Consider the following 15,800-nt stretch of genomic DNA (forward strand, 5'->3'; position numbering starts at 1 on the left):
GCCGGCGTCCGATTACCTGTTCAATGACCGCCGTGCCCGACTCTTCTGATTTCCCCGTACCGTTCGGCGACCGGCTGACCGGTGCCGCTCGTACCGTGTGGGCCAAGCACGATCGGGACACGGCGAAGTGGCTGCCGTTGTGGCGGCACATGGCGGACAGTGCCGCCGTCGCGGCACTGCTGTGGGATCACTGGCTGCCGCGGAACATCAAGGAGTTGATCGCGGAGCCACTGCCAGGTGGGGCAGCTGACGCGCGGTGCTTGTGCGTGTGGCTGGCGGGGACGCACGACATCGGCAAGGCCACGCCGGCCTTCGCCTGCCAAGTCGACGAACTGGCGGGCGTGATGAGCGCGGCCGGGCTCGACATGCGGACCAGCAAGCAGCTCGGCGAAGACCGCAGGACGGCCCCGCACGGGCTCGCCGGGCAGGTTCTGCTGCAGGAATGGCTGGAGGAGCGGCACGGCTGGACGCACAGGGCATCCGGCCAGTTCGCCGTCGTGGCCGGCGGACACCACGGTGTCCCCCCGGATCATGTGCAGCTCCACAACCTCGACGCACATCCCGAACTGTTGCGCACCCAGGGCCCCGCCGAGCCTCTGTGGCGGGCTGTGCAGGACGAGTTGCTTGACGCGTGTGCCATCGCCTGCGGTGTTCAGGAGCGCCTCGCCGAATGGCGGGCGGTGAAGCTGCCGCAGACCGTTCAGGTACTGCTCACCGCGACCGTCATCGTTTCCGACTGGATCGCGAGCAATCCGGATCTCTTCCCCTACTTCCCCGAGGAACACTCGCGCGGAGAGGCGGAGCGGGTCGCCGCGGCCTGGCAGGGCCTCCTGCTCCCCGCCCCCTGGGAGCCCGAGGAGCCGACCTCCCCCGCCGCCGAGTTCTACGCCTCCCGCTTCGCGCTGCCGCCCGATGCCGTCGTCCGGCCCGTACAGGAACAGGCCCTCGCCCTGGCCCGGGACATGGAGCGGCCGGGAATGCTGATCGTCGAGGCGCCGATGGGAGAGGGGAAGACCGAGGCCGCACTCGCGGTCGCGGAGGTGTTCGCCGCGCGTTCGGGCGCCGGCGGCTGCTATGTGGCCCTGCCGACCATGGCGACGAGCAACGCGATGTTCCCCAGGCTCCTGCGGTGGCTCGACCGCCTTCCCGTCCGCCCTGCCCGCACGCACGCGAGTGGGGGGCGCGACCACGAACAGCGCTCCGTCCTACTGGCCCACGCGAAGGCGGCGTTGCAGGAGGACTACGCCACGCTGATGCGCGAGAGCCACCGCACCATCGCCGCCGTGGACGCCTACGCCGACGGCGCCGGCTCCCACGAGGGGCGTCCGGGCGCGGAAGGAGCACGGAGGGCGGCGCCCGCGGAACTCGTCGCGCATCAATGGCTGCGCGGCCGGAAGAAGGGGCTGCTCGCCTCGTTCGCCGTCGGCACGATCGACCAACTGCTGATGGCGGGCCTCAAGAGCAGGCACTTGGCGCTGCGGCATCTGGCGATGGCCGGCAAGGTGGTCGTCATCGACGAAGTCCACGCCTACGACACGTACATGAACGTCTACCTCGATCGCGTGCTGGCGTGGCTGGGCGCGTACCGGGTTCCCGTCGTCGTGCTGTCGGCGACGCTCCCCGCGCACCGGCGCGCCGAACTGGCGGCCGCGTACACCGGGGAGGATGCGACGGCCCTCGCCCAAGCGTCCGGCTACCCCCTCCTCACGGCGGTCGCGCCCGGCCGGGAACCGTTGCAGCGTGCCGCTGCCGCGTCCGGGCGCGGCGCCCACGTACTGCTGGAGAGGCTGGAGGACGACGACGGCGCGCTCGCGGACAGGCTCGGCGCCGAGCTGGCCGACGGCGGATGCGCGTTGGTGGTACGGAACACCGTGGACCGGGTGATGAACACGGCCGCGGTGCTGCGGGACCGGTTCGGGGCCGACCACGTCACCGTGGCCCACGCACGCTTCGTGGACCTCGACCGCGCGCGCAAGGACGCAGCTCTGCTCGCCCGGTTCGGCCCGCCCGACCTCCAAGGCGGCTCCCCGCAACGCCCGCGGGACGCGCAGATCGTGGTCGCCAGCCAAGTGGCCGAGCAGTCACTCGACGTGGACTTCGATCTGCTCGTGAGCGATCTGTGCCCCGTGGACCTGCTGCTCCAGCGCATGGGAAGGCTCCACCGGCATCCGCGCGGCCAGGGGCAGGAGCAGCGTCCCGCGCGACTGCGGCAACCGCGCTGTCTGGTCACCGGCGTCGACTGGAGCACGACCCCGGCCCCCGGCCCCGCCGACGGCTCCGGCGCGGTCTACGGTCCGTACCCTCTGCTGCGGAGCCTCGCCGTACTCGCTCCGCACCTCGGGGCACCCGGGACAGCGGGGCGGCCCCTCCGCCTGCCCGAGGACATCAGTCCGCTCGTACAGCGGGCGTACGGCGAGGAGGACCCCTGCCCGCCCGAGTGGGAGCCGGTGCTCGCCCCGGCCCGGGACAAGCACCGCACCGTGCGCGAGCGGCAACGCCAAGGCGCTCAGGTCTTCCGGCTGGACGAGGTGCGCAAGGCCGGGCGCCCCCTCATCGGCTGGATCGACGCCGGTGTCGGAGACGCGGACGACACCCCCACCGGTCGCGCGCAGGTCCGGGACAGCCGGGAAAGCCTGGAAGTCCTGGTCGTAAGGCGCCGCGCCGACGGCACCCTGTGCACCCTGCCCTGGCTGGGCAAGGGCCGGGGAGGTCTTGAGCTGCCCGTCGACGCCGTGCCCTCCGCACGAGCCGCTCGGGCGGTGGCGGCGAGCGGCCTGCGACTGCCGTACCACTTTTCCTTCCCCCGGACGCTCGACCGGGCACTGGCCGAGCTGGAAGAGCTGTATGTCCCGGTCTGGCAGGAGAAGGAGAGCCACTGGCTCGCCGGGGAACTGATCCTCGCTCTGGACGAGGAGGGGCGGGCAACCCTTGCCGACTGGCACCTCGCCTACAACGCCGAGGAGGGGCTGCTCGTGACGAGCAAGGACGCGGACGGGACGACGGGCCGCGCAGGGGACGGCAGGACGAGCCGTATCGCGGAGGGAAAACCACCCGCGCAACGCAAGACGCGCCGGGTCTCGGGCGAGGAGCGGGGGCCCGATCCGCACTCCGCCCTCCCCTCCTTCGACCTCACCAGCCGGCCGTGGCTGCCCGTCCTCCTGAAAGACGGCTCCGAGCGTGAGCTGTCCCTGCCGGAGGTGTTCGACCAGGCGCGGGACATCCGTCGGCTCGTCGGCGACCTGCCGACCCAGGACTTCGCACTGACGCGCATGCTGCTCGCGCTCCTGTACGACGCCCTCTCCGAACCGGGTGGGGCCGTCGGCCCCGCCGACACCGACGCGTGGGAGGAGCTGTGGCTGTCGCAGTCGTCCTACGCCGCCCCGGTGGCCGCATACCTGCACCGCCACCGCGAGCGCTTCGACCTGCTCCACGCCGAGTTCCCGTTCTTCCAGACCGCGGGACTGCACACGGCGAAGGACGAGGTCTTCTCGCTCAATCGCCTCGTCGCCGACGTGCCGAACGGGGACCCCTTCTTCAGCATGCGCAGGCCCGGTGTCGACCGGCTCGGCTTCGCGGAGGCGGCCCGTTGGGTCGTGCACGCCCAGGCGTTCGACACCTCCGGCATCAAATCCGGTGCGGTGGGCGACCCCCGGGTGAAGGCCGGAAAGGTCTATCCCCAGGGCCCGGCGTGGGCGGGCAACCTGGGCGGTGTCCTGCTGGAAGGGGACAGCCTCCACGAGACGCTGCTGCTCAACCTGATGGCGGGGGACACCGCAGGAGTACACGCGGACGAGGCCGACCGCCCCGCCTGGCGAGGGGATCCGAGTGGCCCCGCGGCGGCCCCGGACCTCGGCCGGCGCCCCTACGGCCTGCGCGACCTGTACACCTGGCAGTCCCGCCGCATCCGGCTGCACCACGACGCGGACGGTGTGCACGGCGTGGTCCTCGCGTACGGCGACCGCCTCGAACCGCACAACCGGCAGGGGCACGAGCCGATGACCGGCTGGCGCCGCAGCCCGGCGCAGGAGAAGAAGCGTCAGGAGAGTCTCGTCTACCTGCCGCGGGAGCACGACCCGTCCCGCATGGCGTGGCGTGGCATGGACGGCCTGCTCACCGGCCGCGAGGTCGGCACCCGGCAGGGGCGGGACGGCGCGCAGCGGCTGGCTCCGAGGGTGGTCCAGTGGGCCGCGCGGCTCACCACCGAGGGGCTGCTCCCTCGGGGTTACCTGATCCGCACCCGCGTCATCGGCGCGCGCTACGGCACGCAGCAGTCGGTGATCGACGAAGTCGTGGACGACGGGGTGCTGATGCCCGTGGTCCTGTTGCACGACACGGACCGGCGCTACGGGGACAAGGCCGTAGACGCCCTGCACGACGCCGAGAAAGCGGTCGGCGCACTCGCCCAGCTGGCCGCCGACCTCGCCCTCGCCGTCGGCGCCGATCCGGATTCGAGGCGGAGCACCGCCCGGGACCTGGGATTCGGGACCCTCGACACGCATTATCGCCGCTGGCTGCGGGACCTGGGCGGCGTCTCCGATCCGGAGGAACACCGCGACCGGTGGAAGCGGGATGTCCGGCGACTCGTCGCAGAGCTGGGCAACAGGCTGCTCGACGAGGCCGGGCAGTCCGCCTGGGAGGGACGCCTCGTGGAGGCCGGAAACGGCACGCGCTGGCTGAACGACGCCGCGGCCGAGCTTCGCTTCCGCACTCGTCTCCGGGAGTTCCTGACCACCGAGCACGACGAACCCTCCTCCTCCCGACCCGCTCCAGTGGAGTCACCCGCATGACCCCTTCGCTCCCCGTCCCCACCACCTCCGGCAGCGCCCGCCGGGCTCCCCGGCTCGGCCCGGTGGGCAGCGCGGTCCACCAGCACATCACCGCGCTGCAAGGCCAGTACCTCAAGGACCAAAGTGGGGCAGTCGCCGCCCTGGCCCGGTTGCGCCGAGGCGTGGGCCGTGCCGTCGGCGAGACACCCGACCTGTGGGGCCTCACCGGCATCGAACCCCTCCACGAGCGGTACGCGCAGGGGCAGTTCAGCGAGGAGGAGTTCCTGCGTGCCGAGGAGGCGGCGCACGCGGCCGTCACCCTGTGGTCGCTGCACCAGCAGTCGCACCACGTCTCGCGGATGCACCGCAGGCCCGGCCCCGAACTCGGCACCGCGGTGCGGCGGCTCGCCCCCGGGGCGGCGGTCGACGAGCCGACACGCAAGCGTTTCGTCCGCGCGGGAACGGCCGCCACCCCCGTGGTGCTGGCCACGCGGCTGCGCGAACTCGTACTGCTACTGCGCCGCGAAGGAATCCCGCTCGACTACGGGCTGCTCGCCGATCAGCTCCACCAGTGGGTGCTCCCGGGCGGTGCCCAGGGCGTGCGCCGCTCCTGGGGCCGCTCCTACCTCGTCCGCCCCAAGGCTGTGGCCGCCGGGGGCAAGAACCCCGAGACGGGCCTGAAGCAGGACAGCACCCCGGCCGCGGGCGAGGACCACCAACCGCTCGACCCGACCACGACGGAGGACGACACCCTGTGACCCGCACCATCATCGACGTGCACGTGCTGCAGACGGTGCCACCGAGCAACCTGAACCGCGACGACACCGGGACTCCGAAGACCGCCGTCTACGGCGGTGTGCGCCGCGCCCGGGTTTCCAGCCAGGCGTGGAAACGGGCGACCAGGCGAGCGTTCCAGGAGCTTGTCGACCCACAGGAACTCGGGGTGCGGACCCGGCGGGTGGCGGCCCTGCTCGCGGAGCGCATCACGGCCCTGGCCCCCGCACTCGGCGAGGAGAAGGCCCTGTCCCTGGCCGCCGAGACGCTCTACGCCGCGACCAACTCCAAGGTCCAGGTCCCGCCCCGCAAGGCGGAGAGCGCGAAGAAGAGAGGCGAGCCGGAGCCACCGCCGGAATCCTCGTACCTGATGTTCCTCAGCTCACGGCAACTCGACGGGCTTGCGCGGCACGCGGTCGAGGGCGCCGACGACATCAAGGCGTTTTTCAAGGTCAAGGCGAACAAGGAAAAGGCGAAGAGGATCGCCGACACCCGGCACTCGGTGGACATCGCTCTGTTCGGCCGCATGGTCGCCGACTCCACCGACATCAACGTCGACGCGGCGGCGCAGGTCGCTCACGCCCTCAGCGTGCACGCGGTGGAGAATGAATCGGACTACTTCACAGCGGTCGACGACCGGAACGAGGGCGAGGAGGACTCCGGCGCCGGCATGATCGGCACCGTCGAGTTCAACTCGGCGACGCTCTATCGCTACGCCGCTCTCGACGTGGACCGGCTGCGGGACAACCTGGGTGCTGGTCTGCGTCCCGAGGAATCCGTGAGCGAGCCGGTCCGCAGGGCGGTGGAAGCCTTTCTGCGCGGCTTCGTCCTGTCCATGCCCGACGGCAAGTCCAAGACCTTCGCCAACCAGACGCTTCCCGACGCGGTGATCGTCACCCTCCGCTCGGCCCGGCCGATCAGCTTCGTCGGCGCGTTCGAGGAACCGGTCGTCGCCCCCCTCCCCGTCGGCGGACACCTGCGCGGAGCGTGTTCCCAGCTGCTCGCGTACGTCTCCGACATCGAGAAGGCGTACGGGGTGAGCGGGGACCCGAGCTGGGTGCTCAGAGCGGGCCTGGTCACCGAGCCGCTCGCGGCGCTCGGAACCGCCGTGAGCCTGGAGCAACTCGTGCACGAGGTGGGCGAGTCCGTCTCCGGGCGGCTGTCCGCCCGTATGCCCGAAGCCCGGACGGCCCCGGCGTGAACCGGCGCACAAGTGTCCTGACGCTGTGCCTCGCGGGCCCCCTCCAGGCATGGGGGACCTCGTCACGGTTCACGCGGCGCTCGACGGAGCGCGCACCCACCAAGAGCGGCGTGATCGGTCTGCTCGCCGCCGCCCAGGGACGCGAGCGCGGCGCCGGCCTCTCCGATCTCGCCGGCCTCAAATTCGCCGTCCGGCTCGACCAGCCGGGCACCCGCGTGCGCGACTTCCAGACGGCACGGCACTTCGACTCCGGGGAGCGCATGCCGGTGTCGGAGCGCTTCTACCTTTCCGACGCGGTCTTCGTCGCCGCCGTGGAAGGAGCCGCGGATCTCGTCGACGCCCTGCAAGCCGCACTCCGCAACCCGGTGTTCCTGCCGTTTCTGGGACGCCGTTCCTGCCCGCCGTCCCGCCCGATCGATCTGCACGTCCACCGCGGGGACCTCACGAAGGCACTGCGGTCCGAGCCCTGGCAGGCATCCTCCCGGTGGCAGCGGCAACGTCTGCACGAGGGGCGCGTCGAACTGGAGGTGATCGGCGACCTCGCCGCGGCCGAGGGCCCCGGGGAGCGGCAGCGGGACCAGCCGCTCAGCTTCGACCCACGCCACCGCAGGTACCGACTGCGCGAGGTGCGTACGACCGTGGTCTCCGTCCCCAATCCCCTGAGCGCCGCGCGCCGCGCCTTCGTACCGCCCGCCCACGACCCGATGCGCCTCCTGGGAGGATGACCGTGTACCTGACCCGATTCCGGCTCAACCCCGCGCGCATCGGCGCTCGTCGGCTGCTCGGCTCGCCACAGAGCCTGCACGCGGCGGTCATGGCGTCCTTCGCGGAGGTGCCGGAGCGGCGGGCAGGCGGCCCACGCGTGCTGTGGCGAGTGGACCAGCCGGCCCGCAGCGAGGTGCTCCTCTACGTCGTCAGCCCGGACGAGCCCGACCTCACCCACCTCGTCGAGCGGGCGGGGTGGCCGACGACGGGAGGCTGGCAGACGAGACCGTACGCCACGTTCCTCGACCGGATCACAGCCGACGGCGTGTGGTCCTTCAGGCTCACCGCCAACCCCGTGCACAGCATCCGGCGTGTCCCCGCGGAGCCGACCAAGCGCACCGCGCACATGACCCCACGCCACCAGGTGGAGTGGTTGCTCAAACGGCAGCAGGACGCGGGCTTCGCGGTTCTGGAGAAGCCGGAACGCCGGGGGGACTGGCCTCCGGTCGACGCCCACGAGGTCGTCGCCCACAGCCGCACGGATCTGACCTTCCAGAAACGGAATGAGGAGGACACCCGTACGCACCGGGTGAAACTGACCCGGGTCACCTTCGACGGCCGCCTCCGCGTCGTCGACCCCGCGCTCTTCCGCCGCACCCTCACCTCCGGCCTGGGCAAGGCCAAGGCGTACGGCTGCGGGCTCATGACCCTGGCGCGGACGGAGTAGCGGGTGGCCACTGTCAGCAGGCGTCCCGCCACCGGTCCGCGACAGCTCACCCGCGTCGGTGAGCGGCTGTCCTTCGTCTACCTGGAGCGCTGCACCGTCCACCGTGACGCCAACGCGCTCACCGCCGAGGACGCGGACGGCATACGCCACATCCCGTCCGCGACGATCGGTGCGCTGCTGCTCGGACCCGGTACCCGGATCACCCACCAGGCCATGGCCGTTCTGGGTGAGAGCGGCGCGGTGGTGGTGTGGGTCGGTGAGCACGGCGTGCGTTTCTACGCCGGCGGACGGGCGCTGAACCGTTCCTCGGCGCTCCTGGAGGCGCAGGCCACCGCCTGGGCGAACCAGCGCACCCGACTCGATGTCGCCAGAGCCATGTACCGCCTCCGTTTCCCGGACGAGGACCCGGCCGGATGCACCCGCCGCCAGCTCCTCGGCCGTGAGGGGGACCGCGTCAAGCGGTGCTATGCCGAACAGGCGGCCCGGACCGGCGTCCCGTGGCACGGCCGGCGGTACACACCGGGGGACTTCGACTCCGGCGATGCCCCCAACCAGGCCGTAACCGCCGCCGCGCAGTGCATGTACGGAATCGCCCAGGCCGTCGTCGCGGCCCTGGGGTGCACACCGGGTCTCGGCTTCGTCCACTCCGGCCACGAACTCTCCTTCGTGCTGGACGTGGCCGACTTCTACAAGACGGACATCGGCATTCCCCTGGCCTTCGAGGTCGCCGCGGAGGGGCCCGAGGACATCGGCTCGCGCACGCGACGGGCGCTGCGGGACCGCATCAACTCCACCCGACTGCTCGACCGGTGCGTACGGGACATCCAGGCGCTGCTCGCGCCTGCGGACACCGGTCGTCCGGACGAACGTGATCACGTCACCTTGCAGTCCGACCGGGGTGCCGAGATGGCCGCCGGCCGCAACTACGGTGATCAGGAAGAGCGCGGGGGCGCCACCGTCGGCGCGCAGGACGGCCTGGCGCGGGACGGAGTCATCTGGTGACCGTCATCGTCCTCACCCACTGCCCGGTAGGGCTGCGTGGCTTCCTCACCCGCTGGTTGCTGGAAATCTCTCCCGGTGTCTTTCTGGGCAACCCGTCCGCCCGCATTCGCGACACTCTGTGGGACGAGGTCCGGCAGTACGCCGGCCAAGGTCGCGCGCTGCTCGCCTACTCCACCGACTCCGAACAGGGCTACGCCTTCCGCACCCACGACCACAAGTGGCATCCAGTCGATCACGAGGGCCTCACCCTCATCTTTCGCCCCTCGGCCCGCTCCGCGCCTTCTCCCGCGTCGACTTCCAGAGGGTGGAGCAAGGCGTCCAAGCGCCGCCGATTCGGCAACCGGACGTAACCTCGCCGACTGACGCAGTCGTTCGCCGAACCCCGCCCGCCGGACTCGGGCAGAGGGACCTGACGGCTGGTCCGGCGACACGCCCACATAGGGAGACACCACATCCGAAGCAGCGGTCCACCGGGAGGCCGCGATTGACTATGGCGGATATGTCCGTTTCCCTCATCCTTGCTCAACAAGACCCCACCCCTTGACAAAAGCCCACCTCACAAAGCCCGCTCCCCGCGCCTGCGGGGATGAGCCCCCTCTCGACCGTCCGGCGGAGCTTCCTGCGCCGGAGACGGCGGAGCCCGGCTCCCCGCGACGCCGGGGGCCGGGCTCTCCTGTGTACTGCCGCCTGCTGCCGCGGGGGCGGCGACTACTCGCCGTCCTCGTCCGTCGGCTTCTCCGACTCGTTGACCTCCTGCTCCAGACCGAGCTGCTCCACGAGCCACCGGTCGAACTCGATCGCGGCCCGCACCCAGCTGACCGTCGAGGAGACGAAGTGCTCCAGGCTGACGCCCATGCCGATCAGCATCTGCGCCTCGCCGATCAGGCGGACCGTGCCGTCGTCGTGGGTGTGGGAGTACACCTTCGGCCACAGGGTGCGCCGGTTCCAGTCGTCGATCGACTCCAGCAGCTGCGGCTTGTCGTCGATCTGGTGGGGCCGGTCGTAGAACGTCCGCACCGAGAAGACCTGCTGGTCACCCTCGCCGCGGAACATGAAGTACGTACGGAACTGCTCCCACGGCGCCGCGAGGTCGCCCTCGTCGTCGACGACATACTTCAGCTCCATCTGTTCGAGGAGCTGCTTCACAAGATCCTGATCCGGGACGACGGGGCCCGCCGGTCCTTGGGGCTGCGGCTCGGGCTGCTTGCCCCCGAAGTTCGGAATCGAGGACGGGTCGATGCTCACCGTGAATTTCCCTTCGTACGGATCTGGCCATCCTCCCCCATGCGGGGAGGGGCGTGGCAAGCCCGCCGGTAGCCTGTCAGCCCTTGGCTGACATGATCCGGCCGGTCGAGTGGACGCACTGGCGGACGGAGGCGGGCTCATGAGGCGGTCACGGCGCACGGCGGCGGGTTCCGGGGGCGGCGACGAGGTGCCCCGGGGGCGGACCAGGTGGTGGCGGTTCGCGGCGCTCGTGGCGCTGCCCGCGCTGGTCCTGATCCCACTCCTCGTCGTCTTCGTGGGCTTCCTCCTGTCCGAGTGGGACGACGACGGCGCCGGCAGCCGGGCGCCCACGCGCGTGCCCTGCTCCGAGGCGCTGGCCTTCGGCGGTGCCGCGCTCCCGGACGGCGCGCGTCCGGTCGGGCCGTGCACATACCAGGCCTTCCTCGACACGCACTACGGCGCCGCCTTCCGCATGCCGCGCACGGGTGTCCAGGACTGGGTGGCGCACACCTATCCGGACGCCCCCGCGCCCAGGACGCAGGCGTGCGTGGACGATGCCGATCTGTGTCTGGATCTGGACTACGACGAGGGTCTGCCGGACGGTGTGGAGGCCCATGTGGTGCAGATACGGGTGGTCTACGAGGACGCCGGGACGGCGCTGGTGCGGTTCGCGTCGTTCACCCTGTGACCCGTGACGCGCGGCGGCCCGCCACCCACCGGGGGTGACGGGCCGCGCGGCGTACCGCGGCAAGAGCGAGTGCTAGAGCGTCTTGCCGCTCGCCGGTCCCACGATCAGCGCGTCGCCGAAGCGGTCCACGCGGACCGTGTCGCCGTCCTTGACCTCGCCGGAGAGGATCTCCCGGGCGAGCCGGTCGCCGATCGCGGTCTGGACCAGGCGGCGCAGCGGGCGGGCGCCGTAGGCCGGGTCGTTGCCCTCCTCCGCCAGCCAGGTCAGGGCCTCGTCGGTGACCTCCAGGGTGAGGCGTCGTTCGGCGAGCCGCCGGGCCAGGGCGTTGATCTGGAGGCGGGCGATCCGGCCCAGTTCCTCCTTGTTCAGGGCCGAGAAGACCACGAGGTCGTCGAGCCGGTTGAGGAACTCCGGCTTGAAGGAGGACCTGACCACCTCAAGGACCTGCTGCTTCTTCTCCGTCTCGCCGGTCGTCGGGTCGACCAGGTACTGGCTGCCCAGGTTGGAGGTGAGGACCAGGATGGTGTTGCGGAAGTCGACGGTGCGGCCCTGCCCGTCGGTGAGGCGGCCGTCGTCGAGCACCTGGAGCAGGATGTCGAAGACCTCGGGGTGCGCCTTCTCCACCTCGTCGAGCAGCACGACGGTGTACGGCCGCCGCCGCACGGACTCGGTGAGCTGGCCGCCCTCCTCGTACCCGACGTATCCGGGCGGGGCGCCCACCAGCCGGGCCACGCTGTGCTTCTCGCTGTACTCCGACATGTCGATGCGGACCATGGCCCGCTCGTCGTCGAAGAGGAAGTCGGCGAGCGCCTTGGCCAGCTCGGTCTTGCCGACGCCGGTCGGGCCCAGGAAGAGGAAGGATCCGGTGGGCCGGTCGGGGTCGGCGATCCCGGCGCGGCTGCGGCGCACGGCGTCGGACACGGCCCGTACCGCCTCGCCCTGCCCGATGAGCCGCTTGCCCAGCTCGTCCTCCATGCGCAGCAGCTTCTGCGTCTCGCCCTCAAGGAGGCGTCCGGCGGGGATGCCGGTCCAGGAGGCGACGACGTCCGCGATGTCGTCGGCGCCGACCTCCTCCTTGACCATGGTGTCCCGGGCGACCTCCTCCTCGGCCTCGGAGGCGGCCTCCAGGTCGCGTTCCAGGGTGGGGATCTCGCCGTAGAGCAGCTTGGAGGCGGTGTCGAAGTCGCCGTCGCGCTGGGCGCGTTCGGCCTGCCCGCGCAGTTCGTCGAGCCTCTCCTTCAGCTCACCGACCCGGTTGAGGGACTGCTTCTCCTTCTCCCAGCGGGCGTTGAGGCCGCGCAGCTCCTCCTCCTTGTCGGCGAGGTCGCGGCGCAGCCGCTCCAGGCGCTCCCGGGACGCGGCGTCGGTCTCCTTGCCGATCGCCAGCTCCTCCATCTTCAACCGGTCGACGGCGCGCTGGAGTTCGTCGATCTCGACGGGGGACGAGTCGATCTCCATGCGCAGCCGCGAGGCGGCCTCGTCGACGAGGTCGATGGCCTTGTCGGGCAGGAAGCGGGAGGTGATGTACCGGTCGGACAGGCTCGCCGCGGCCACCAGCGCGCTGTCGGCGATCTGGACCTTGTGGTGGGCCTCGTAGCGCCCCTTGAGCCCGCGCAGGATCGCGATCGAGTCCTCGACGGTCGGCTCGGCGACCAGCACCTGCTGGAAGCGCCGCTCCAGGGCGGGGTCCTTCTCGATCCGCTCGCGGTACTCGTCCAGGGTGGTGGCACCGACCATCCGCAGCTCGCCGCGCGCGAGCATCGGCTTGAGCATGTTCCCGGCGTCCATGGCGGAGTCGCCGCCGGCGCCCGCCCCCACGACGGTGTGCAGCTCGTCGATGAAGGTGATGATCTGCCCGTCGGAGTCCTTGATCTCGGCGAGGACGGTCTTCAGCCGCTCCTCGAACTCACCGCGGTACTTCGCCCCGGCGACCATGGCGCCCAGGTCGAGCGAGACCAGCCGCTTGTCCTTCAGCGACTCGGGCACGTCGCCCTTGAGGATCCGCTGGGCGAGCCCCTCGACGACGGCGGTCTTGCCGACGCCGGGCTCGCCGATGAGGACGGGGTTGTTCTTCGTACGGCGGCTGAGCACCTGCACGACGCGCCGGATCTCCTGGTCCCGCCCGATGACGGGGTCGAGCTTCCCGTCCCGGGCGGCGGCGGTGAGGTCGGTGCCGAACTTCTCCAGTGCCTTGTACTGGCCCTCGGGGTCGGCGGTGGTCACCCGGCGCCCTCCCCTCGCCCTGCGGAAGGCCTCCTGCAACTTCTTCGCACTGGCACCCTGCCCCTCCAGTACCTCTCCGGCCGCGCCGCCCTTCGCGGCGATGCCGAGGAGCAGGTGCTCGGTGGAGAGGTACTCGTCCCCGAGTTCCTTGGCGCGGGCCTGGGCGTCGGCGACCACGGCGAGCATTTCACGGTTGGGCTGCGGGGGCGCGACGGTGGACCCGGTCACGCTGGGCAGCCCGGAGATGATGCGCTCGACGCCGGAGCGCACGGCGGCCAGATCGGCCTCGACGGCGGCGAGCAGGTCAGTGATGTTCTCGTTGTCCTGCCCCTGGAGCAGGGCAAGGAGCAGGTGGGCGGGGGTGAGGTCGGCGTTTCCCTCGGTCACGGCCCGGTTGCTGGCCGCGTTGATCGCGTCCCGGCTCCGGTTGGTCAGCTCGGCGTCCACGTTCTGGCTCTCCTCCTCGCGTCGGCCGTCGTCGGTCCGGCCGTGTCTCCCAGTCCTGAAGGTGCTGACATCGCTGGCGATGCTGACTCAGTCAACGTCCACAAAGTTGAGTCTATTCCACTCAAGGGAGAAACGGCACGGATTCCGGGGCGGGTGGCACCAGGGTCCTGCCGCGCGGTCGTCCCCGCACGGCGCGAGGGCCTTTTCGGACAGGCTGAGAACAGGGCGATACCCCGAAATGTCCACGCAAACGACAGCGGCGTCACCGTGTTCAGGTCACGGTGACGCCGCTGCCGGGGGGAAGCACCTGAGCGATCTGTTACGACGGGGGAATCGCGTCAGGCACTGCGGGGGGTGGCCGAGATGGTCCTCACTTCGGAGACCTCCGGCTGCGCGAGCCGGTGGTCCCTCTGATCCAGGTTCACAAAAATCATTCCGTACCGGATGGCACACCGCACGGGCTGCGGCGCCCCCCGAGGCCGCCGCAGACACCGGTACGCCCGTACGTCGCCGTCCTCGTCCAGCGTGACGACGACCGGCTCACCGAAGACGGTCACCATCAGCGAGTCACCGGGGTGGGGGATCGCGGTGACCAGGTCGATGAAGTGCCAGCCGGAACGGTAGGCGGTGGCCATCTCCCGCCGGAAGGAGCGGTCGTCGGGTGGAGTAGTCATGTCACGACCACACCGTGTCATCCGTGGTGGACGCCGTGTCCTGACCGGCGGACGCGGCGGACACCTCCGTCACTGACTCGACACCGTTCGCTCGCTCGTCGCCCTGCGCAGTAACGAGGCCATTCAGTGCTCCGAAGGCCACAACGGCAGAGAAGGCGGCGACAAGCACCGAGCGAAGCATTCTCTTAGACATAGTCGGCTTCGTCCTCACTTGAAGGTCCCCTCTTCCCCCGTCGGATAAGACGATGGCTCATTCAGGCACGTCATGGCCACACGATCGGTGCATCATGTTCCTGCATGTTCAGGACCCTGGGGGGTGGAGATTTGACTACAAATCGGACCAATAAGGCACATCCCCATGGGATTACTGAACTCTGCGAGGAGGGAGGGCGTCTCTACGCGAACGCACTGCGCACTGGACGTATCGCCCGCGCGGACGCGGCCGAGGCCCCGTGCCTGATGGATCTCGCCCTCCTGCATCCCGACCCCGACGACGCCAACTGGCTGCGCCCGGTCCCCCCGTCGACCGCGCTGGCGCAGCGGCTCAATCCCATCGAACGGGAGATCGCGGACCGCAGACGGACCTCGATCGAACTGGCGGAGGCCTTCGAGCCGTTCATGACCCTCAGCGCGCAGGGTGCGGCGCCGATCCATTCGATCACCGTCCTCGAAGGGCTCGACCGCATCAACTCCGCCCTCGACCTGGCCACGAACCAGTGCAAGAACGAGGTGCTGACCGTCCAGCCCAGCGCCCGCCATCCGGAGCGGCGGCTCGTCGAGGGCCTGGAGCGCGACAAGACGCTGACCGAGCGCGGGGTGCGCATCCGGACGCTGTACCAGCACACGGCCCGCTACAGCGCCGAACGGCTGGCCTACGTGGACCGGTTCTCCAACGGGAAGGCGGAGTACCGGACCATCGACGAACTGGTCGAACGCCTCATCATCTGCGACGACACGGTCGCCTTCATCCCCGTCCGCGACGACCGTCAGGTGGCCCTGGAGATCCGTCACCCGGGCCTCGTCAGCTATCTGACCAAGGTGTTCGAGTTCATGTGGGGCCGCGCCGTCCCGCTGAGCGCCGGCGCCCCCTACGAGACGGCCCCCGACGGCATCACCGACATCCAGCACTCCATCGCCAAACTCCTGGTGGAGGGCCACGTCGACGAGGCCATCGCCCGGCGCCTGGGCATGAACGTACGCACCTGCCGCGCCCACATCGCCAAGCTGGCCACCGTCCTCGGCAGCGGCAGCCGCGCCCAACTCGGCTACCTCATAGCGCAGTCGGGAATCCTGGAGCAGGACCACCAGAGCCTGGGAGGGGACGGCCGGCCATGAGACGGGGCTCGCCCTCCGCTCCCGTGCGGGTTCA

The 15,800-nt window shown here is 70.7% G+C and carries 12 protein-coding genes; 9 read left to right on the forward strand and 3 right to left on the reverse strand.

Features of this window, described 5'->3' with window-relative positions; translation table 11 throughout:
• Window positions 1-23 precede the first annotated feature (23 nt).
• The 7 genes from casA to cas2e are packed head-to-tail and all read left to right on the forward strand — an operon-like array spanning window position 24 to window position 9,525.
• The gene (casA, locus tag AC4IHM_RS15675) at window positions 24-4,787 is read left to right on the forward strand and encodes a type I-E CRISPR-associated protein Cse1/CasA (RefSeq protein WP_490867650.1); all 4,764 of its coding nucleotides are present in this window, start codon (window positions 24-26) and stop codon (window positions 4,785-4,787) included.
• Complete coding sequence (gene casB, locus AC4IHM_RS15680) at window positions 4,784-5,524, forward strand: type I-E CRISPR-associated protein Cse2/CasB (RefSeq protein WP_490867651.1); 741 nt, start codon at window positions 4,784-4,786, stop codon at window positions 5,522-5,524. Before casA ends, casB begins: the two co-directional genes overlap by 4 nt.
• A complete protein-coding gene (cas7e, locus tag AC4IHM_RS15685; protein WP_490867652.1) occupies window positions 5,521-6,741 on the forward strand; it encodes a type I-E CRISPR-associated protein Cas7/Cse4/CasC in 1,221 nt (406 codons plus the stop codon). Before casB ends, cas7e begins: the two co-directional genes overlap by 4 nt.
• Window positions 6,738-7,466 carry a type I-E CRISPR-associated protein Cas5/CasD gene (gene cas5e / locus AC4IHM_RS15690; protein ID WP_490867653.1) on the forward strand — a complete coding sequence of 243 codons (729 nt, stop codon included), beginning with the start codon at window positions 6,738-6,740 and terminating at the stop codon, window positions 7,464-7,466. Before cas7e ends, cas5e begins: the two co-directional genes overlap by 4 nt.
• A complete protein-coding gene (cas6e, locus tag AC4IHM_RS15695) occupies window positions 7,463-8,173 on the forward strand; it encodes a type I-E CRISPR-associated protein Cas6/Cse3/CasE (protein ID WP_490867654.1) in 711 nt (236 codons plus the stop codon). The genes cas5e and cas6e overlap by 4 nt, the downstream gene beginning before the upstream one ends.
• A 3-nt stretch (window positions 8,174-8,176) precedes the next feature.
• Window positions 8,177-9,175 carry a type I-E CRISPR-associated endonuclease Cas1e gene (cas1e, locus tag AC4IHM_RS15700; protein WP_490867655.1) on the forward strand — a complete coding sequence of 333 codons (999 nt, stop codon included), beginning with the start codon at window positions 8,177-8,179 and terminating at the stop codon, window positions 9,173-9,175.
• Window positions 9,172-9,525, forward strand: coding sequence for a type I-E CRISPR-associated endoribonuclease Cas2e (gene cas2e / locus AC4IHM_RS15705; protein WP_490867656.1), 354 nt, complete (start codon window positions 9,172-9,174; stop codon window positions 9,523-9,525). The genes cas1e and cas2e overlap by 4 nt, the downstream gene beginning before the upstream one ends.
• 358 nt (window positions 9,526-9,883) lie before the next feature.
• Here cas2e and AC4IHM_RS15710 read toward each other — a convergent pair whose 3' ends face one another.
• On the reverse strand, window positions 9,884-10,420 hold the full coding sequence (locus tag AC4IHM_RS15710) for a YbjN domain-containing protein (protein ID WP_490867657.1): 537 nt from the start codon (window positions 10,418-10,420) through the stop codon (window positions 9,884-9,886).
• Window positions 10,421-10,559: 139 nt separating this feature from the next.
• On the opposite strand from AC4IHM_RS15710, the gene AC4IHM_RS15715 reads away from it, so the two are divergent.
• On the forward strand, window positions 10,560-11,087 hold the full coding sequence (locus tag AC4IHM_RS15715; RefSeq protein ID WP_490867658.1) for a hypothetical protein: 528 nt from the start codon (window positions 10,560-10,562) through the stop codon (window positions 11,085-11,087).
• 72 nt (window positions 11,088-11,159) lie between these two features.
• Here AC4IHM_RS15715 and clpB read toward each other — a convergent pair whose 3' ends face one another.
• The gene (gene clpB, locus AC4IHM_RS15720) at window positions 11,160-13,757 is read right to left on the reverse strand and encodes an ATP-dependent chaperone ClpB (protein ID WP_490867659.1); all 2,598 of its coding nucleotides are present in this window, start codon (window positions 13,755-13,757) and stop codon (window positions 11,160-11,162) included.
• A gap of 338 nt (window positions 13,758-14,095) precedes the next feature.
• Window positions 14,096-14,431, reverse strand: coding sequence for a hypothetical protein (locus AC4IHM_RS15725; RefSeq protein WP_490867660.1), 336 nt, complete (start codon window positions 14,429-14,431; stop codon window positions 14,096-14,098).
• A 297-nt stretch (window positions 14,432-14,728) separates the two neighbouring features.
• Here AC4IHM_RS15725 and AC4IHM_RS15730 point away from each other — a divergent pair, with 297 nt between their 5' ends.
• Complete coding sequence (locus AC4IHM_RS15730) at window positions 14,729-15,766, forward strand: helix-turn-helix transcriptional regulator (RefSeq protein WP_490867661.1); 1,038 nt, start codon at window positions 14,729-14,731, stop codon at window positions 15,764-15,766.
• Window positions 15,767-15,800: the final 34 nt, after the last annotated feature.

This window comes from Streptomyces sp. SL06 (assembly GCF_058244745.1).

Coding starts and splice junctions, on each gene's coding strand:
- casA (WP_490867650.1), top strand. CDS start 24: ATGACCGCCGTGCCCGACTCTTCTGATTTCCCCGTACCGTTCGGCGAC.
- casB (WP_490867651.1), top strand. CDS start 4,784: ATGACCCCTTCGCTCCCCGTCCCCACCACCTCCGGCAGCGCCCGCCGG.
- cas6e (WP_490867654.1), top strand. CDS start 7,463: ATGACCGTGTACCTGACCCGATTCCGGCTCAACCCCGCGCGCATCGGC.
- AC4IHM_RS15715 (WP_490867658.1), top strand. CDS start 10,560: ATGAGGCGGTCACGGCGCACGGCGGCGGGTTCCGGGGGCGGCGACGAG.
- AC4IHM_RS15725 (WP_490867660.1), bottom strand. CDS start 14,431: ATGACTACTCCACCCGACGACCGCTCCTTCCGGCGGGAGATGGCCACC.
- AC4IHM_RS15730 (WP_490867661.1), top strand. CDS start 14,729: ATGTTCAGGACCCTGGGGGGTGGAGATTTGACTACAAATCGGACCAAT.